Below are 21586 nucleotides of genomic sequence, written 5' to 3'. Positions count from 1 at the left end.
ACCCCTAACCCCTCCTGGGAGGGGAAGTCAGGAGTCAGAATGAATAGCTTTGATACTATTTATTAGGTAACAATTTATCTTTTTCATCCAATGGACATCTCCTATAAAGTCTTTTAATTGCTCTTATTATTCGTAACATTCTTTTCCCAAATTGGTTTAACCCAACCTACGACTACTTTTTCCTTTTTCAACAAGTAATATTGATCCCACATTCGGAACTTCAAGAGCGTATCATTAAAAGTAGTATATGAATCTGTAGCTTGGTAAGTATTTATACTATGCAAATCATCTCAATACTTTTTTCGTTCATCGATCTTCCGAGTAAAAAATTTACGCATAAATACTTGCTCTGATGATGACTCAATCACGGCAGCTATAATTTTCTTCTAAAATTCTGTCTCCTGTTTTCCCCTCCTGGGAGAGGGAGGGGCGAGGGGTGGGTTGTCTCCTGACTCCTTCTTCGGTTGCTATATTTTGTGGTGCGGAATGTGGGATTGATGGTTTATTGTTGAGTTTTTGTTGCGGAATTATCTTTTGATTTTGAGTTTAATTCTCCGCCGTCTACAGGGTGTTTATAATTGGTTGGGGTTTGAGTTCCCATCCATTTTTTCTTCTTGCTTCTTTCTTCTTGCTTCTTTCTTCTTCAACTGTCTGAGATAGTAATATTTTTATCTGAGGATTTTCTAATAATTTTTCTGCATCTGCTAATAGTTTATCGCTCCAATTTTCTTTTTTGAGCCGCTGCAAGTTTCCCCAACTTTTGTCTAATTTTAATGCTGTTTCTGCTATTGTTAAACCTGCTGAAATTTCACCTTTTTTATACAATGCAACTCCTATTACTAATTGAAGTTCTACATTTTGGTTATTTATTTCAATTGCAGTTTGCCAGTTTTTTATAGCTTCATCTATCTTTCCCATTTCATATTTAACTAAGCCAAGGTAAATAATATAATTTTCATCGTCTGGTTGAATTTCTAGAGCTTTTTCAAAAGCAGCTATTGCTTGTTGATACAGTTTTAATTGTAAAAAGGTATTACCCTTACCAGACCAAGCATAATGAGAGTCTGGTTGAATTTCTAGAGCTTTTTCAAAAGCAGCAAGTGCCTGTTCATGTCTTTCTAAATTTTCTAATGCAATGCCTTTATTATACCAAGCATAATGAGAGTCTGGTCGAATTTCTAGAGCTTTTTCATAAGCAGCAACTGCCTGTTCATATCTTTCTAAATTTCTCAGTGCAATGCCTTTACCAGACCAAGCATGATAATAGTCTGGTTGAATTTCTAGAGCTTTTTCATAAGCAGTCAGTGCCTGTTCATATCTTTCTAAATTTTCTAATGCAATGCCTTTACCAGACCAAGCATGATAATAGTCTGGTTGAATTTCTAGAGCTTTTTCATAAGCAGTCAGTGCCTGTTCATATCTTTCTAAATTTCTCAGTGCAATGCCTTTATTATGCCAAGCATGATAATAGTCTGGTCGAATTTCTAGAGCTTTTTCGTAAGCAGCAACTGCCTGTTCATATCTTTCTAAATTTTCTAATGCAATGCCTTTATTATGCCAAGCATAATGATAATCTGGTTGAATTTCTAGAGCTTTTTCATAAGCAGCAACTGCCTGTTCATATCTTTCTAAATTTTCTAATGCAATGCCTTTAAAGAACCAAGTATAATTACAGTCTGGTTGAATTTCTAGAGCTTTTTCATAAGCCACAAATGCCTGTTCATATCTTTCTAAAAAAAACAGTGCAACGCCTTTCAAGGACCAAGTATAATAATAATCTGGTCGAATTTTTAGAGCTTTTTCATAAGCAGCAACTGCCTGTTCATATCTTTCTAAATTTCTCAGTGCAATGCCTTTATTATGCCAAGCATGATAATAGTCTGGTCGAATTTCTAGAGCTTTTTCATAAGCAGTCAGTGCCTGTTCATATCTTTCTAAATTTTCTAATGCAATGCCTTTACCAGACCAAGCATGATAATAGTCTGGTTGAATTTCTAGAGCTTTTTCATAAGCAGTCAGTGCCTGTTCATATCTTTCTAAATTTCTCAGTGCAATGCCTTTATTATGCCAAGCATGATAATAGTCTGGTCGAATTTCTAGAGCTTTTTCGTAAGCAGCAACTGCCTCTTCATATCTTTCTAAATTTTTTAATGCAACACCTTTATTATTCCAGGCTTCATAATTATTGGCTTGAATTTTTAATGCTTCATCACAAGCTAATATTGCTTCTTCATTGTGCTGAAACTTTCTATCCAATAAAGCCTTAATCACCAACAAATTAGCTTTTTGTTCAACAGGAAGTCTCTCATCATCAACCAAACTTTTAATTCTCAACCATACATACTTACGCTCTTGCCTTGTAAGTTCTTTATAATCATCTAACTTTTTTGCTGAAACATCTAAAGATTCTTGTCGTAAATATTCCTCATTCATAGGAAACAGAAATAACCCAGAACGCCAATCAAAAAAATCTGGGGCACGTTTAATAAAGTAATCTACAGCAAACCTTGGTAACAGAAACACAAAGCAAATATCAAAATCATCCCTAAATCTTTCTCGCTGCTGATTCAAATTAATCAAAACAGGAGGAACTCCCCTTCTACTAATAGAAATAATTTCATTACTATCCCAACCCTTTTCCTTCATATCCTCCTCATATTGATAGAGAGAATATTCCAAACCAGTCACAAACAAAACATCAATCTCTGCTAAATTTGGCAAATCTTTTACCAAACTATAAAAATTATAAGTAGTCTTATCCAAACGCAAAACTTCCACCCTTTCTTGGGGAATATCCTGCCGAATTTTTTCAATAATTTCCGTTCCCTGTGGAGGCGAACATTCTACAAACAATAAACCAAAACCTTCAATAAATCTAACAACATTTAATAGGTCTTGATATTCCTCTGCAAAAGTTGACTGTACATCCTCTTCCCAAACAACTTTTTCTCCCTTCATTGCAGCAACTCCTTATAGTAATTTTCATTAACATAAAATATAGAGATTTTCGCTTAAAAGCAGAAGGCAGAAGTTTTGTAATCTACTTTTGTAAAAACCGCTATAAATTTTAAAATTTCTGTTATTAAAAATTCTTTGGTGGATAAAAATTTATGATCCCCCTAAATCCCCCTTGAAAAGGGGGACTTTGAAACTTCCCCCCTATAAATTAAATTCGATAAATCCTGTGATGAAAAATGCTCTGGTGGGTCAAAATTAATTTATTTGAGCATAAAATTTATCATAAATATGAGTTATATTTACTATCCCCCTAAATCCCCCTTGGAAAGGGGGACTTTGAAACTTCCCCCCTATAAATTAAATTCGATAAATCCTGTGATGAAAAATTCTCTGGTGGTTAAAAATTAATTTATTTTAGTATCACATTTCTCATCAAGATGAAGTAAATTTACGATCCCCCTAAATACCCCTTGAAAAGGAGACTTTGAAACCTCCCCCCTTTTTAAGCAGTTCCCCTCTTTTTAAGCGGTTCCGGACTTTGAAACCTTCCCTCTATAAATTGGAGAAATCCTGTGATGAAAAATTCTCTGGTGGTTAAAAATTAATTTATTTTAGTATCACATTTATCATCCCCCTAAATACCCCTTGAAAAGGGGGACTTTGAAACTTATACCCTATAAATTAAATTCGATAAATCCTGTGATGAAAAATTCTCTGGTGGGTAAAATTAATTTATTTGAGTATCGCATTTCTCATAAAGATTAAGTACATTTACGATCCCCCTAAATTCCCCTTTAAAAGGGGACTTTGAAACTCCCCCCCTTATTAAGAATTCCCCCCTTTTTTAAGCACTTTTCCTCTTTTTGAAGCAGTCCCCCCCTTATTAAGGGGGGTTAGGGGGGATCTGAAGTTAGGGGGGATCTAAATCTGACTCCTGACTTATTTAAATCTTCATTACAACAACTCCTTAAATTCCCGAACTCCTTTAATTAAAGGATTAACATCATACCAAGTTTGCTTTTCTCCCTCCTCATCCAAGAAAGTATATTCCAGCAAACAACGATTAAACAATAAATCCCGGTGTTGCTGATTATTTAATATACTTTTAGAACGAAAAACATTAACTAATATTTGCCATTCTTCTTGTTGAACCGATCTTTTATAAGGAAGTCTTGCCTCCGTAATAGCTCTTTGTACTACTTTGGCAGAAATCGGTAATTTACCCCCGGCACGTTTAATTACACTTTGCATTAATAACATTAAATCCCGGACATGACCCCCACTCATTAAACAAAATCTATCTAAAACTTCTCGACTTTCAAATACATCCGTTTCTAAAGATAAATCTGGATTAACTTCACTAACTCGTCTATCAATAATTTCCCTAATTTTAGCGACTCCCAAATCGTAAACTTCCCCCTCTGGAGTCTCCACCATAATCATTGGTAAAACCTGTGGGTCGTCATATTCAATTTTGAGATTTGGCGCCTGATTAGAATAGACCATTGAAATAGGAATTGTATAAATTGTATGACAATCTAATCCCTTCAATTGAGCGCTGCGGTCTACAAAAATTTCATCGTGATTACTACGTCCGTCCGGCTGAACAATTGGCACAATTCGGTCTAAACTATCAGCAATTATTACCAGTTCAGAACCAGAACTAAGTTTCTTTTTACCATCACGAATAAAACTATTCAGAGCCTCAATTAAACTCTCAGTATAAGGATTAATTTTGTCTCTAATTTTTCTCCTTAATGTTGGTTCCGCTCTAATATTTGCTGTAAGTTTAGCGTACTGACTAATTTGTGATTGAACTACCAAACTTTCCAAAGATATTTCCGTATTTGCTAAATCTTTTAAATCTCCCCACCGCCCTTTTAACCAATCAAGTAAAGGCTGAGGATTAGCCTGTTTCAAATGTTCTAATAAGTGTCTTGTACAAGCCAACAAAATATCAGCATATTCTGTATCTTCTGGATTAATATCCTGTTCATCAGCAGCGAAATAAACAATAAAATATCCGTTATTTTCGAGATGTTCTTTCAATCGTAAAAGTTCCGTTGATTTACCTGCACCTCGATGTCCGGCATAAAGTTGATAGGTATTATTATCAGATAATTTAATATTTTCAGCTAAATCTATAATAACGTCTCCATCCCCACGAACTTCCCGACAATCAACATATACTGGACTACCAGGTTTCAAAGGTTCAAAAGGCTTAAAAGCATTGAATAATCTTTTTAATAAATCTCCCTGTTTTACCATCTGTTAAAAATCTCCTTAAATTAGCAGAAAGAAGAAGGAAGAGGGAAGAGGGAAGAAGGAAGAAAGAAGAGGGAAGAGGGAAGAGGGAAGAGGGAAGAGGGAAGAGGGAAAAATCTTATATCAAATTCACTTTAAATATTTCACAAATAGTTTCAAACTTTAAATGTTAAATAATTTTATGAAATTACTGCATAATTAAAGTTTTGAGCTGATCAAATCTTACTTTTTACTTTTGACTTATAACTTCCATTAACTTCCTTGAAAGGGTATTACGTTATCTGAGTTTTAAGCTGTCTATCTGTCCTAACCTTTCCTTAAGACTGTTAAGTTTTAGACAGCATTTTCCCCAACATTGATTGACAACTGTGGTTGAATAACCTTTTTAATAATTATTAGTTAGTAGTGTGTTAATTATTAATGTTTTTACTTCTCCCCACACTCCCCTACCTTTTAACTCTCACTTTCCAAATTTTGACTCTGATATAGCAATGTACCCTGGCATATTTACAAATTGCAGGAGGTGTCCAATAGGTAAAAGTATTATATGATAAGCTTTTTATTCCCCCTGTTGCCTGTTGCCTCTCTTGGTGCGCATTCCCTTGCGACTGGCGTCGTCGCGGGGTCGCACCGCTGTTGCCTATTGCCTGCGCGCAGCGCCATAACTTTCCAACTTTGCCAAAATTTCTGGAAATATTTTAATATCTAGATTTTCATCTTCCCGTTGAGAAAGAGAACGTTTGACTTCCCCTAAATAAAGCGGTTCTGAAACTCCCGCTTCAGGATGAATAATTGTTCTAATTCTAATAGTTAATTGACCACTTCCACCCAGGCGACCAGGAGAAAATAAATCTCCAGCAGCTTGCTTTATTGTTGCTGTTAATTCTGACTCTGTAATAGTATTAGGAACAGCTATTACCGTTTGAGTTGCGCCATTATCATAAACCAATGAATATGGAACTGCTCCCGGAATTTCTACACGAGTAAATAATCCTAAACTTAAACCAAATAAACCAGCAGTTAACACCCCCATAAAACCTGTTACTCCGACTAATCTAAATCTAAATCCCCATTTGGAAATAAAGCCAATAATTGTCAGAATAAAAAATCCAATAGTAGCAATACCAAACCATTTAGCACCAATCAGTATTTCTGTAGTTGATAACATTTTTTCTAGTTTATTTTTTGGTTGACAATTATATTTTATAGTAATTAGTCGCTCACTAGTAAGCTGATCAATTTTTGATAGTATTTCTTAAATAGTCAGAAAGTAAAGCTTAATTTTAATTTCTGTTTCCTGTTATAGCAGAAGGAAGAAGGAAGAAAAAATAAGGAAGAAGTAAAAATCCTACGTTGTCTGAGTTTTAAGTTGTCGATCTGTCCTAACTTTTCCTTCGACTGGTATACCTAAAAGTCACAAACTACTGTCAACATTAATTGCCAATTCATAGCAATTATCATGCATTAATGCTACACTCTAGATTAAACTTCAATTATTAAATAATTAATATAGGTTGAATAACCTTTTGAATAATTATTAGCTAGTGCCACTACGCGGAAGTTAAAAGCGAGTGCTAATTGGCGAGGTTTCCTACGGGGCGTATAAAGTGCGGAAGTAATTCCGCACACAGCCCCTCCAGAATGTAAGACGCACTCAAGACAGTCAAAAGTTAAAACTCAAAAGTATTTATTTGTAATTGTTTTAGGATTTTGTAACTGGTCAGTTATTTCCGCCATCCTGCACTAGTAGTGTGTTAATTATTTATGTTTTTACTACTACCCATCTCCCCATCTCCCCATCTCCCCATCTCCCCATCTTCCCATCTCCCCATCTTCCCATCCCCCCATCTTCCCATCTCAAGAAAATATTGTTGAACTATTTCACTCCTTTCTACCCAGAAGTATATAAGTCCTCATATTACCCTTACCCTTAATATCAATTACTCCTCGTTCCTCAAATCTGTATTTGTCAGCTAAACAATCATAAGTGGCCTGGGCAACTTGAATCACACCAGCTATACCGTGAGACTCCATCCGGTGGGCTGTATTTACTGTATCGCCCCAAAGGTCATAGGCAAATTTTTTTGTCCCAATAACTCCTGCTTCTACTGCTCCTGTATTAATACCAATACGAACTTGCAAAGACTTACCTTCTTTTGTAGAAATCTCCTGGATTTTGGTTAACATTTCAAGGGCCATATCTGCGATCGCCTCTGCATGGTCCTCTTTTGGAACTGGTAGTCCACCCACTATCATGTAGGCATCACCAATAGTTTTGATTTTCTCTAGTCCATACTTGTCCGCCAATTCATCAAAAACAGAAAAAATATTATTGAGTAACTCTACCAGTTCGGCGGGAGATAAGTTGGCCGATATTTTGGTAAACCCTACCAAATCTGCAAATAAAACTGTTACTTCATTAAAGCTATCGGCGATAGTTTCCTCTCCCTGTTTTAAGCGTTGGGCAATTGCTTCAGGTAAAATATTTAATAGTAACCTTTCTGACTTTTGTTTTTCCTCAGCCAATTCCTTTAAATAGGCCCGTTCCTGGTCCCGAAATGTTTTCTTCTCTAAACAAGCATTAATTCTCGCCTTTAGCAGTATAGGGTTAAAAGGCTTGGACAAATAATCTTCTGCTCCCAATTCAATACAGCGGACTATACTATCAATATCGTCCACTGCTGAAATCATAATTACTGGGATATGCCGTAGTTTAGGGTCAGACTTGAGAGTTTCGAGGACTTCATAACCGTTCATTTGTGGCATCATAATATCTAGTAGTACCAAGTCAAACGGTTGGGACTGTATTATTTCTAGAGCTTGAAACCCATTAATCGCAGCAGTGACTAAATGCCTTTCTCGTTTAAGTCGTCGTACTAAAAGCTCTCGGTTGACTTGATTATCATCTACAACCAGTATCTTTCCCTGGCCATGCTTCATTTCCTTGGTTCTTTACCTGTAAGATTTTTGATCTTGTCTAATAATCTGGGAAGTTCTACTGGTTTTGTATCATAATCATTGCATCCAGCAGCAATACATTTTTCTCGGTCTCCTGCCATAGCATGGGCGGTCATTGCTATTATGGGAATATGGCTAGTTTCTGAGTTATCTTTAATTTTTTTTGCTGCTTGCCACCCATCTAAAACTGGCAAACTCATATCCATTAAAATTAAATCTGGTAATTTTGATTTAGACATCTCGACACCTTCAATTCCATCAACAGCAATAATTACCTCAAAACCTCTACGCATGAGACGCCTAGACAACATGTCCCGGTTCATTTCATTGTCTTCAACTAAGAGAATCTTCACCATTTTTTTCCTTCTTTGTGAAATAATATCGGCATTCCACATGCCTCGAAATTTTCTTGAACAGAGTTACATTTTTTTTCTGCGGGAGAAGGATACCAAAAACTATTTATTACCCCTGATTTTCCCTAGTTAAGAGCTGTCTTTTGATCACAATATAGAACTATGCATAATTATTCAGAGAGCAAAATACTTTCTTGACCACATCCTCATCCTTGTCAATCTTTGCTACTTTTATATTATATTACTTGCTATACTTAAAATTTATGGATTTATCTTCTTGACTATCTTCATAAATATGTTTAATACTATATGGCAAACAAAATATATAGTCATTTAAGTTTAGATTGAGAAAAGCATTTCTTGCCTTGAAAGACTTTCAGCCTAAAAAGTGTTTCATTTTTATTTGAAATTACTATAGTATTTCAATTATATAGCAATCCTAAATTATTTGTAAAACTTTCTTACTCTGCGTAAAAAGCCTGAAAGTCTTACTCCAATTCAAGGATATACTAATTCTCAGATATTTTCTGCACAACCGCTACGAGGAGTGCTGGTATAGGAAGAGCTAAATTTATGGGTAGTCCGAAAGACGTAAGGATATTGGTTAGTATATTCCTTGAATTGAATTTTTAGGAGTAAAAATTCAAAAATTATTACTTGTTTAGCACTACCAATTTATGAATTTTAAATCCCCATATTTAATATAGCAATTCCCAAAAAGCGTGAGGTACAAAATTCGTTTGTTTTAGGTAGGGACATTGCATGCAACGTCCGTAGGTTCTAGCAGGGTCATTTCATTCTAGATTTTGACAATGAATTTATTGATTTTCAGACAGCGAAAGATAAATTTCCTCAAGCTGTAAATAATGTGGTTTCGTCAATACATAAAATGGCACAGTTTAGAATAAAATAGCCCTGAGGTGCTAGGGAGTAGGGAGTAGTAATTCGGGAAACTAAGGAATAGCGGTGGGAACCCGCGTCGGCGACAAATGTTACCAATTTTTTTGAAATATCAACTAAAGTTAAAAGTTAGCAGATTTTAGAAAGTCTGTTGATAGTTAATTTGCGCTCTTTTCAGATTGATTGTCTGAAAGAATCATCAGCTACAGCAATAATTTTTATCTATCAAACTACAACCTATTACTTAACACCTCAAAACTCAAATCAAGAAGTCACGGGTGGTGAATTATGATCGCCATTATTCGTAACTAGAGGCTGCATATTTTCTGCTTCTAATTTAGGTTTTAAATATAAATTTTCTACCAAAGCAGCACCTCCAGCGAACCAAGGTGGAACAATCAAAGCGCCGATAATTCCTAATAATTGAATCCCCACTAAAACTGATAGTAATTGATATAAAGGATGTACTCCAACAGAGGAACCAACCAGTAAAGGATCGAGTACATAAGTTTCCACATTTTGGATAATATAATACAAAATTATTACCCACAAAAATAACCATCCACCTTTAGCAATAGCCACAATTAAAGCCGGGATAGCACCTAAAATTGGACCAATAAAAGGTATTAAGTTTGTAACAGAAGCTATTGCTCCTAAACCTAGGGAAAAATCTTTCAATCCTAAAAATCCTAAACCAGTGGTAGTTGCTATACCTAAAATGGCAGAAACTATGATACGTCCCCTAATATAACCTCCCATTCTTTGAGTAACAGGAACAACTTGATTTTCCAGTCTTTTATCCCAAGGTTGAGGAAAAAGTTTTACTAAACCATTAATCAAGGTTTTGCTATCTGCTAACATATAACCTGAAATAAATAAAGCCAATATTAAACTAACTACTCCTCCCAATACACCTTTAGTTAAACTATAAGAACGTAGTAATAATTGTTGACTAGAACGAATTACCCAACTGGCGACAGATTTAGTATCAAAAATTTGATTAATCCAATCAGGAGGACTTTGATTTAAAGAACTTACAAAATCTTCAAAAATATCGCCGATGCTTTCAGAAAATAATGGTAATTGGCGTAAGAGTTTTTCTATTTGATCTAATACTGGTGGACCAATAGTTAAAGCTACACTTATCAATCCAGAAATGAGGGTTAAATAAACTATAATTACCCCTAACCAACGGGGGAATTTCATTTTTTCTGTGATGTTTACTAATGGTGAAATTGATGCAGCTAAAATTACTGCCACCATTAAAAGTACAATTAGACTTCGCACTTGCCATAGTAGAATTAGTAGTAAAAAACTGCTAATAATTAATACGATATTAGATAGGGAAATAGAAATCCTTTGTTCGGGTTTCATATTAATAATTTGTCGAGTAAAAATTTGACATTAGTCTGGCTTAGTTTTAGTTGTATAGCAGGGAATAGGGAATAGGGAATAGGGAATAGTGGGAAAAGTATTTCTCTGTCTTACGGTTCATCATCAACATCAGTCAAACACCAACTTGTTCCTTGTTGTAAATACAGCAGATTCCATATTCCATTTGAAGAAGGAGACAGGAGACAGCTATACTGGAGACAGGAGGAAAATTACATGGGGATTCGCTCCCCCAAGTAATGCGTGAACACCCCCGTTGACGGTGGGGTATTAAACCCACAAAGAAAATGATAAATGTGGAACAGTAGTTCAGAGTCCAAATAAATAATCAAAGCTGATTTAACAAGATACTCAGGATTAGAAAAACTATATTCTTTCCTACCCTACTCCCTACTCCCTACTCCCTGCTCCCTACTCCCTACTCCCTGCTCCCTACTCCCTAATCCCTGCTCCCTACTGTACTTCATAAACCACCGAATAAGCTGTAAATTAACTAATTTCGATGCCAGCGCGTTACACCACCAGGTTGGTCTATTAGTTTAATACCTTGACTTTGCAGTTGATCTCTAATGCGGTCTGCTTCAGAATAATTCTTAGCTTTTTTTGCTGCTAAACGTTGCTGAATTAAAGACTCAATTTCAGCATCACTTAAACCTCCAACTTCACCATTAATTTCTGCATTTGGTTGAAATTCTAAACCTAATACTTGTGACAACTTTACAAGAGTTACCCATTGTTTTTGTAACTCCTCTAAAGATGTTTCAGTCTGACCTTCATGTACTAATATATTACCCTCTCGACGTAACTCCTTAGCTAATTCAAATAAAACAGCTAAAGCACCAGGAGTATTAATATCATCATCCATTGCTTTCTGAAATTGTTCAACTTGAGAAGTTAATAAATTTGTCTTTTCAGATAATACTTTTTCTGGCGTTTCCCATCCCAACTGAGAACCATATTGATAAGCAAATAATATACCTTCCTTAATCGTATTCCAACCATTTACCGCAGAAGCGATCGCTTCAGGGGTAAAATCAATAGGTTTTCGATATTGGGCAGTCAAAACAAACATTCTTACAGCCATTGGGTCTACAGGTTTGTCTAACAAATCCCGAATCGTGGTAAAATTACCGAGGGACTTTGACATTTTTTCCCCATTAATTGTGACAAAGCCATTATGTAACCAATATTTAGCTAAAGACTTTCCAGTTACTGCTTCCGACTGGGCAACTTCATTTTCATGATGAGGAAAAATTAAGTCCGCCCCACCACCATGAATATCAATAGTCTCTCCTAAACACTCTCGCACCATTGCAGAACATTCAATATGCCAACCTGGTCTTCCTTTTCCCCAGGGAGAATTCCACGCAGGTTCCCCCGGTTTTGCTGCTTTCCATAAGGCAAAATCAAATGGGTCTTTCTTTTTAGAGGTCTCTAAATTTTCTCCTCCAACTCTGCCACTTGCACCAGCTTGCATTTCCTCCAAGCGACGGCCAGATAATTTCCCATATTCGGTAAATTCCCGCACCTGATAATAGACATCCCCTCCCGCAGAATAGGCAAAACCTTTTTTTTCCAGGTCATTGATTAACTGCTGAATTCCATCTATTGTCTGGGTTGCCCGAGGATATTCGTCTGCTTCTAGCACATTCAACCGTTTCATATCCTCAAAATAAGTCTCTGTAAAGCGTTCGGCCACCGACTCCATAGAAGTACCTGTTTCTCTGGCCCGATTAAGGATTTTATCATCTATATCAGTAAAATTTTGCACATATCGTACCTGATAGCCCCGCCACATTAGATATCGACGTATTATGTCCCAGGCAATATACGAACGAGCATGGCCCAAATGGCAGTAGTCGTATACTGTAACACCACAGCAGTACATTTTAACTTTGCCTGGTTCTAGGGATTCAAAATTTTCTTGGCGACGAGTTAGGGTATTGTATAGTTTCAGGGTCATAAAGTAATTTCAACAAGTTTTTTCTAATTCTAAATTATCAGGAGAATAGCTGTTTTTGATTTTGGCGTTAATTTAATTATGAACTTTTAATCTTCACAATTGTTTTCATGCTAAATCTGCCTGTCAAAAGATGTTTTTGTTTCAAGTATACTTAAATGTTCTGTTTTTCACCTTACTTGATGCATTGATTTGTTATTTGTAAAAATTAGATGATATGTAAGAGCTGATTTGTAAACTTAGCTAAAACTCTTATGTCATCTAACTCTCAGGAATTTAGGCGTTATTGGGATATAACTCCAAAAACCTTTGTATTGCCAGGAATTCAGCCTGTTAATATTTACTTAATAAATTAGCTCTAAATAGTTGATAATAATATTCACTCAGATTAATAATTTTGAGAATAATTAGTTTAGTTGTAGTTCGGTTTCTACTTCTGACTTACCTTGGATTGCCTAGACAATTTAAGTGCTGAAGCAAAATTAATTACCTAATTTTATTCTCTGTAATTTTTACAGCATCATATTTGGTAGTGCAGAGCGCAAAGTGTGGGATAAATAATCAAGTCATTCCAGTTCCAAGGAGCGATGTAGCTATGCTAGGTTTCGATATGCATGAACATGGGCATTATGAATCAAATTTGTATTTTTTTGCACGTCCATAACAGCAGCAGAATTTCTTGTGCCAATTCATGCACATTATCGCTATTCATCCAGAAATCAACTGTTGAAGAAGGAGACAGGAGACAGCTATACTGGAGACAGGAGGAAAATTACATGGGGATAGTCAACGAAGGGCCGCTCCGCGTCTACGCTCCCCCAAGTAATGCGTGAACACGACCGTTGACGGTGGGGTATTAAACCCACAAAGAAAATGATAATAAGAATATGTTAAGAAGACAAAAAACAATACTCAATCAAGCAAAAAAACTCCCACATTTTCTTTATGCACAACCTCATATTTTTAGCTTTAGAGTATGTGTAATTAATTTTGTATGACTACTTTAATACCTAAAATATGATGACTATGGTAATAAGCATTCAGCTATCATACCAGTTTGATATCAGGTTGCATAGAATGATGAAATTCATTAATTGCTACTATCTTTATTTACGCGTATCTGCGGTCAATTCTGCTTGAAATATTATTCTATACAGCTTCATTTCAATTTGGTATCAGCTATTGATGAGAGGAAGAGGTAAAAGTAATTGAAAAATTTAGAGAGAATTAAAAGTTACTGCCAAAGCATGCTACTTCAACTTTAGAAGGAGTTATTTATTATTTGCTGTTTGCGTAGCATCCCGCAGGGAAGTGCTGACTACTAAGAGCTATTTGCGCAGCATTCCGTAGGAAATACTTACCTATGGTATAGTCTTAATTTAATAATTTCACCCCTTGAATAGAATACTTTAAAAGTCTAGCTAGTCCATAGAAATTATCATTTTCTTTGTGGGTTTAATACCCCACCGTCAACGGTCGTGTTCACGCATTACTTGGGGTGAGAATCCCCATGTAATTTTCCTCCTGTCTCCAGTATAGCTGTCTCCTGTCTCCTTCTTCAACGACCTTTGACGATATTAATGTTTAGTTAAATATAATTCAAATATGATTTCACAATTTAAGTATCATCTCAGAAATACAATTACATTAAGATACTTTAGCCCAATATTTTCTGGGAATTTATTTTTTATTTTTGGTTGTCAAAGAAGTGGTACAACCTTATTACTATCCATTCTTAATGCACATCCTCAAATTACTTGTGTAGACGAAACAGAATTTCCTAGTCCATATCCTTTTCCCTCAGCTCAAAGACTAGCAGTTAATAAGATTAACCATCATTATTCATGTTTTAAGATCCTAGAACATTCTCATAAACTAGATTTCTTAAAAAGATTTTATCCTAATTCAAAAATAATATGGCCGATTAGAAATCCTCATAGCACTATTTCTTCGATGCTCAATCTAGTTAATTCACAAGGAGATTGGATCGATCGATGTGTTATAAAAGAAATAGAAAGACTCAAACCTTTTTTTGGTAAAGAGTTAGAAAATTGGCATCTATCTCAATTATCTAAAGTTGAATTAGCTGGAATTTATTGGTTATATAAAAACCAATACCCGATTTTGCTCAAGAATCATGGATTTGATGTTTTAGAGTCTAAATATGAAGATCTAATCCAAAATACAAAAGAAACATTAGCGAAAATAACTAATTTTTTGGAAATTGAATGGAGCGATGATTTACTGAATTTTTATCAAAAAAATCCTGGTAAATATTTGGCAGGAGGAACCAGGACTGACAGACCTATTAATACAACGAGAGCTAGCAATTTACAGGGAAAACTAAATGCTGAAGAAATACAGAAAATTAATGTAATTTGTCAGCCTGTAATGCAGAAATATAGCTATACAGAACTGTAAGAAAAATTTTCGATCTATAAGTGGTGTCTAATTGCCAAAATTAGTAATATTGTTTTAAGTTAATTTGTTTTGATTTTAAGTGTTTTTTAATTAGGGCTTGCTGATTAAAACTCAAAGCATTGATAGATAAAGGTTTTAGCTATTTTAGGTTGAAAAAAGTGCCAACTTTTCGGTTGCTCAAGGTCAAAAAGGAGCGCATTTTGGGCAAGAGTTGGGCAGAAAATTCTAGGGACAATTCTTACTCCTACCTCCTCTATAATTCCCCTAAGTCCTGTCTCCTGTCTCCTGTCTTCCCCTCCTAGGAGGGGTTAGGGGTGGGTTGTCTTCTACCCCTACTAAAAGACTTTTGAGCGCAAACCCTAATTAGCTTAATAAAGATATTAACTTATACAATTAGACAGTAGTAATATTGTTTGATAAATACTTTGATTTATCGGGATATAAACGTAATAATTCAGCTATTAGCGATCGTCTATTACTATTGAATAAAGTGACCAAACATCTTTCGCACAAGTTTTGCTCAATTCCTCTTCAAGAATCTACCCTTTGCCTAGTGAATGGAATGCTAGATTTTGTTTTATTAATGCCTTTGCTGAACCAGTTAAAATTCTCCATGGTTATTCCCGGAATATAGAAAATATAGCAATCCTAAATAGGTCGTGACAAATCAAAAAGTAAATAAAAAAACTGAAACTCTTACCTGTTCTCTGTTCCCAGTTAAGTGTTCCCTAAAAAGCAGTAAGATTTTTGACACGAATAAAATAGGATTGCTATATTGCTTATTTAATTAACTTAAATGGTAATAAACATAGAGTTTGGATTCCCCATCTGAAAAGATGTATTGTCTTTAAACCTTATACTTGGAAACATTATTTAGGTCGGTTACTGGGAAAATTGGGAATAATGAAAACAAAAAAGGCGTGAATGTTTATAATTTCTCGTCAGCAAACTTAAATAATTGAAGAAGGCAGAAGGCAGTTATGCTGAAGGCATAAGGTCTAATACCATTTATCAAAAACTTTTCAACCCGTATCTTGAGTATGGGACCTACCCCTAGCCCCTCCCAGGAGGGGAAGTAAACACAAGAATAATTAACATTTAGCTTAGCTAAAATTAGTAAAAAAAATGTTCTATTTTTTTTAATTACTTAATAACTGAAGTGTTACCTAAGTATCGCATTAATGCATGGGAATTGGTATCATTCCTTATGGATATTCTTCGACAGGTCACGCCCCTATCTTATAACCCCAAAAAATTTTAAGCACCCCTCTTAACTGTGGGGTATTAAACCCACAAAAGAAAATATAAATAATTAACACATTAAGTGGTTAATAATTATCAAAAAGGTCATTCTACCTGTATTAATTACTTACTTAATAATTTTCTCACCTAAGAAAAGCATTGTTTTTTCACCCTTAGTATAAGAGGCAGTATTCCATTTATGTTAGCTTTCCTTCAGAAAGAAAATGCTTATTACTAAAAAAGAGTGAGTAGAGCTAGCAAATTTTAAGTCAAATTTCAAATTAAAGAAAGACATAAAAATAATAAATGGGTAAAGTGGTTCTACTTTTTGCAGGTGACTAATTAGTTATCCAAAATATTAATATCAAAAATTAAAATGATAGATAATACACCCTCTGCTACAGATAGTTATTTACCAGAAAAACCATCCCTAAAAGCTGGCTTACTTGCTCTTAAACAAAAAAAATATTCACAGGCGATCGCTCATCTAGAAATAATTTCTCAACAAAAACCCCTGAAGCAAAAGTTAAAAGCAAATATGGGTTTAATAGTAGCTTATGAACGAACTCAACAAATAGATAAAGCCATTACCCTATGCCGTAATTTAACAAAAATCTCTAATGATGAAATTCAAACTTTTGCTCATCGTAACCTCAAAGAATTATTAAAGCGATATCCGCAAAAAAATCCTAAAAAATTAACTATTCCTACTCCTAAAACCCCACCATTACCTCCCCCACATCAACAACAAAATATTAAAACAGGATTTGTTCCATTTTATCCCACTTCAGAGCAAAATGCCTCGGCAAAAAATAATCAAAAACTATCTCAAAAAAATATTAATTTATCGAACATAAATAACTCTGTAAAAAATTCTAGTCAACCCTCAGATATTGTCAAACATAATCAGTCAAATCAAAATGATATAGATACAGAAAAAAATCAAAAACAACCTTTATCAACAGAAATTAATAACTCCAATTCAAAACCCTCAAATCAACCCTATAAAAAATCAACAAATATTCCTACAGATACAGGCGATCGCTCACCAAAAATAATATGGCGTGAAGCTGGAAGAGCAAAAGGAGGTCGTCAACTTAAATCTCCTAACTTAACTCTTTTCTGGCTAGAAAAAATAGTTGTGGGTGCTAGTCTATATTGGCTAAGTCTGACTATATTAAAATTGACTTTAGATATTACTAATGATTTCCTAGTTTGGCTGCCTTATTTCCAACCGATTCAAATTTTTTACCGAGACCCAACTCGAAATTTTATAATTTTTCTGACAGTATTATTTATCTTCTCTCCCTGGTTAATTGATGGGTTATTAACCCTTAGTTATGGTCTCCAAAATTTACCAACAACAACTCTAATTAATTACAGTAAAGAAGCCAATAAACTACTCCGTAGCTTTTGTCAAAAACGAAAAATACAAAAAATTAAATTAAAGATTTTACCAATAGATGTTCCTATAGCATTCAGTTATGGATGGTTGCCTCGTTTTTTCAGAATAGTTGTTAGTCAGGGATTGTTAGATAAATTAGCAGAAGATGAAATTGCCACTATTTATGCCAGGGAAATTAGTCATGTTAAAAATGGAGATTTTTGGTTAATGTCTATAGCTACTTTGATGCTTCAAATTCCTTACACTATTTATTGGCAATTAACTTTTTGGGCAGATTGGGTATTAGATTTTGTTGAGCGCGGATTACCTGATTTTTTACCAGAATTCATCAAATCTTGTTTACCTATTTTAGTATCCGGTTTTAGAGTATTCGCTGCAATAATTTCTACTCCTAGTTATGGCTTATATTGGTTGCTAAAATTGCCGATTTTATGGTTATCTCGTCGAAGAGTCTATTATAGCGATCGCCTTGCTTGTAACTTAACAGGAAATCCTAATGGTCTGACACGAGCTATTCTTAAAATTACAATTGGAATGGCTAATGATATACAAAATCAAGGCAAAATTATAAATTTATTAGAAAGTTTTGAACTCTTAATGCCAGTCGGAATAAATCAAACTATTACTTTTGGTAGTGTTTGTTCACATAGTAATTTTGAATCAATTTTTAACTGGGATATTGTCAACCCATATCGTCATTGGTTGGCAATTAATGATAGCCATCCTTTGCTTGGTGAGCGGTTAAAAATATTATCTTTATATGCTAATTTTTGGCAGCTAGAGACTGAGCTGAATTTAGAAAATATTAATGCTAATGCCATTGAAAAAAATCAGTTAAGTAGGAATCAACAAGAGAAATATTTAACTACACCAAGTTTTAATTTACAGAAACTTTTACTTCAGGGAGCGCCTTTTTTCGGAATGTTAATAGGTCTACTTTTTACTGGCTTATTTTGGTTAATAGGTGGAATTTCTTCTGCTGTTGGTCTTTGGAGACTTGATTGGTTATGGGGAGATATTTCGATTTTAGTTGGCTCTTTAGCCATAGGTTTTAGTATTGGTATTTTGATTAGGATTAATCACTTTTTCCCCGATATTAAACCAAGCAAAACTTTGTATAATCCTGATTTGTTAAAATTATTAACTGATTTAGAAGCTTTGCCATTAGATAGTCATTTAATTCAGTTTAAAGGTCAACTTCTCGGTAAGAGTGGCATGAGTAACTTCTTGGGACAAGATTTGATTCTACAAACAACACAAGGACTGATAAAGTTACATTATTCTTCTCAATTAGGTCCTGTTGGTAACTTATGGCCTACGATCACGAATCATGGAGATCTTGTTGGTAAGTCTATAACTGTTACTGGTTGGTGGAGGCGAGGGGCTATTCCTTGGATAGATATCCATAACTTAAAAGGCGATTCTGGTAAATCTCTTAATAATGGCCATCCAGTCTGGTCAACTATTGTAGCTTGTATTTTTTCTATATGGGGAGTTTATATGATATATGTAGGCAGATTTTAATTATCAGATTATGTAAAGAAAGGTTGCACTATTAAACAAACAATGTTAAATTTAGCTATAAATTTAAATTTGCTTAACTAAAGTAACTTCAGGATGTAGGCTTGTATTAGTTTGTAGAGATATTACGTCTATTGAAATGTATAAACTTATCCTATTTAATAGTAAGTATAGTTTTAGTAGTATATATATAATGGTTTAGTTAATCAGCAGCAAAGTTCTAAAATTCATTGTCGGCTAAAATTCTTGCATGGTAAGTGTCAATCTCCCAACATAGTAATTTCTGCCAGCTAGTTATTACGGCTGCTTTTTTTTTAATTAAGAACCTTCGCGATCTTATAAGTGGACATTGCTTAATAGTTTAGCTATTAGATTTTTCTTTACTTTCGCATACTTGCGGTATTATGTGTGATTATTCTAATTTAACTTGCCTTTTCCTTAGCTTGAGTTCTATTCTCATAATTGCCATGACAATATAACGTCATTTTTTCTCTAGCTTTTTAGCATTAGCGCTAGTGAATCTTATCTTGAACAGACAACTCCTATATAAAATATGTCAAGTATGTTTTTCTTGATTGTCACGATCAATAAATCTTGATGTATCTTTAGTCTAAGACTTTGGATTTTGGTATGTCAATCCTAATTTTAATCTTAATGAAACACTCAGAAAATTCAAGCCATTCTTGATGATAATATAGAGCTTTTCTTTTAGGATAGGGCTTTAAACCGAATTTTTTGGTAATAAAATATTGGTAGCCAAATTTTTCAAAAATATGTAGATTATTGACTTAGGGTTGTGATAAGTTTATACTAGTCAGATATAATGTTGTCTGTTAAAAAATCAAATATTTAATATGAACATTTCCGGTTTGCTTGGAAAATAAGGTAAATATTATGGTTAAGAGTTGGTCTTCAATAGTAGGGAGTATACTAAAAATAAATGTACTATGTAGTAATTGAGTTGCTTGAATTTAGCAGGCTTTAAAGTTATATTTATAAGTTAGGGTTATAAGCGTTTAGCAAATCAATATCAAAAAGAAGTAATTTAGCAAGACCTATAGCCTTGTTGACTGAGTGGTGACTAAAAAGTTTAAAAACAACCTGATAAAATCACATTATCTGCTAAAGTTAACCAAATTAAAAAATGGGAGATCATTTCACTTTTTATTAAGGGCTAACTACTGAAGTTAAACAATTTGGATAAATTTGGACAAATCTCAATAAATCTTGACAAAAAACTGATTGTCTGCTAGGGTACACAAAAGCAAAAATCAAGCTAATTTAATTTAGATTAAGGCTTGAAACCCTGTACAAAACTCTTAAGAATAGGTGGCTTGTAAAAAGGTGATTGAGAAATCCATTAACCTTAAGTGAATGTCCGGAAAATATCAAGTAGCAAAGTTTTCATAGTAGATTAATAGATTTTAGTAGGTGGAGTTCCCGCCGATTTTAAGCCTGCTCTCGAAGATAAGTTACAGACTGCAGTCAGTGGTATTCAATGTTCGCGCAGCATTGCGTCAGCAAAGCAGGAAGCTAGCTCTAAAACCCTTTTGGGTAAGTTTGGGTAAGTTGAGTAGAACGGTAAATAGTAATATTTGTCTCAGGTTTTTCGCACTTCAGAGTCAGGAGCAGTTTTTTTTTGAGCGCCCTCTTCTTTTGTTTGTGTTCAGTCAATCTCAGTCAACAAAGTTTTTGTTTTATTGTTATTAAGCAAGTCAAAGTCTGGAGGAAATTGGTATGTCAATTCGTTTGTATATAGGTAATCTACCTAAAGAAGTAATGGAACGTCAAGAACTGCAAGAAGTTTTTGCCGAAGAAGGTGATAGTGTGAGCACTAAATTGATCACAGATCGTAAAACTGGTAAGTGCCGTGGTTTTGGCTTTGTAACAGTCAAAAATGATGAACAAGCTGACCAAATTATCGAAAAGTACAATGGTTATCAGTTTAAAGAAAGTCCTTTGAAAATTGAAAAGGCTTTGCCACGCTCTAAGAATAAGGGCGAGTCAGAAAAAACTGAGGATGAGTCAAAACCAGCCAGCAGAAGCACTGGTAAGGCGAAAAAGTCTCGTCGTGAAAAGGATAAAGGAGCATCTAAAACTACCAGTAGTACTCCTAATTCTAGCGGAAATGATGCAGTTCAGCCAGACCCCCGTTGGGCAGATGCGTTAGCAGAGTTGAAGCAGCGTTTAGCAGCTACCAGTAATTCTTAA

10 protein-coding genes are annotated in these 21586 nt (G+C 34.6%); 3 read left to right on the top strand and 7 right to left on the bottom strand.

Features of this window, described 5'->3' with window-relative positions; genetic code table 11:
* Positions 1 to 561 precede the first annotated feature (561 nt).
* The 7 genes from F6K27_RS09835 to cysS form a co-directional block, all read right to left on the bottom strand.
* On the bottom strand, positions 562 to 2958 hold the full coding sequence (locus F6K27_RS09835) for a tetratricopeptide repeat protein (protein ID WP_287275710.1): 2397 nt from the start codon (positions 2956 to 2958) through the stop codon (positions 562 to 564).
* Positions 2959 to 3912: 954 nt separating this feature from the next.
* Positions 3913 to 5226, bottom strand: coding sequence for an AAA family ATPase (locus tag F6K27_RS09830; RefSeq protein WP_287275708.1), 1314 nt, complete (start codon positions 5224 to 5226; stop codon positions 3913 to 3915).
* A gap of 637 nt (positions 5227 to 5863) precedes the next feature.
* Positions 5864 to 6391, bottom strand: a complete 528-nt coding sequence (locus F6K27_RS09825) for a Ycf51 family protein (RefSeq protein ID WP_124155654.1) — start codon at positions 6389 to 6391, stop codon at positions 5864 to 5866.
* A gap of 713 nt (positions 6392 to 7104) precedes the next feature.
* Positions 7105 to 8163 carry an adenylate/guanylate cyclase domain-containing protein gene (locus F6K27_RS09820; protein WP_287275704.1) on the bottom strand — a complete coding sequence of 353 codons (1059 nt, stop codon included), beginning with the start codon at positions 8161 to 8163 and terminating at the stop codon, positions 7105 to 7107.
* Positions 8160 to 8537: a response regulator gene (locus F6K27_RS09815; RefSeq protein WP_287275757.1), complete on the bottom strand. Its 378-nt coding sequence runs from the start codon at positions 8535 to 8537 to the stop codon at positions 8160 to 8162. Before F6K27_RS09815 ends, F6K27_RS09820 begins: the two co-directional genes overlap by 4 nt.
* A 1161-nt stretch (positions 8538 to 9698) precedes the next feature.
* The gene (locus tag F6K27_RS09810; RefSeq protein ID WP_287275703.1) at positions 9699 to 10808 is read right to left on the bottom strand and encodes an AI-2E family transporter; all 1110 of its coding nucleotides are present in this window, start codon (positions 10806 to 10808) and stop codon (positions 9699 to 9701) included.
* A gap of 511 nt (positions 10809 to 11319) precedes the next feature.
* Entirely contained in the window at positions 11320 to 12789 is a 1470-nt protein-coding gene (gene cysS, locus F6K27_RS09805; RefSeq protein WP_287275702.1) for a cysteine--tRNA ligase, read from the bottom strand.
* Positions 12790 to 14391: 1602 nt separating this feature from the next.
* Here cysS and F6K27_RS09800 point away from each other — a divergent pair.
* The 3 genes from F6K27_RS09800 (at position 14392) to F6K27_RS09790 (ending at position 21586) form a co-directional block, all read left to right on the top strand.
* Positions 14392 to 15207, top strand: coding sequence for a sulfotransferase (locus F6K27_RS09800; protein ID WP_287275700.1), 816 nt, complete (start codon positions 14392 to 14394; stop codon positions 15205 to 15207).
* Between the two features lie 1618 nt (positions 15208 to 16825).
* The gene (locus F6K27_RS09795) at positions 16826 to 19378 is read left to right on the top strand and encodes a M48 family metalloprotease (RefSeq protein WP_287275698.1); all 2553 of its coding nucleotides are present in this window, start codon (positions 16826 to 16828) and stop codon (positions 19376 to 19378) included.
* Positions 19379 to 21112: 1734 nt separating this feature from the next.
* Complete coding sequence (locus F6K27_RS09790; protein ID WP_287275696.1) at positions 21113 to 21586, top strand: RNA-binding protein; 474 nt, start codon at positions 21113 to 21115, stop codon at positions 21584 to 21586.

It is taken from the genome of Okeania sp. SIO2F5 (assembly GCF_010692685.1).
GTDB lineage: Bacteria > Cyanobacteriota > Cyanobacteriia > Cyanobacteriales > Microcoleaceae > Okeania > Okeania hirsuta.
The sequence above is the reverse complement of the archived record's forward strand: the minus strand, read 5'-3'. Positions and strand labels throughout refer to the sequence as shown.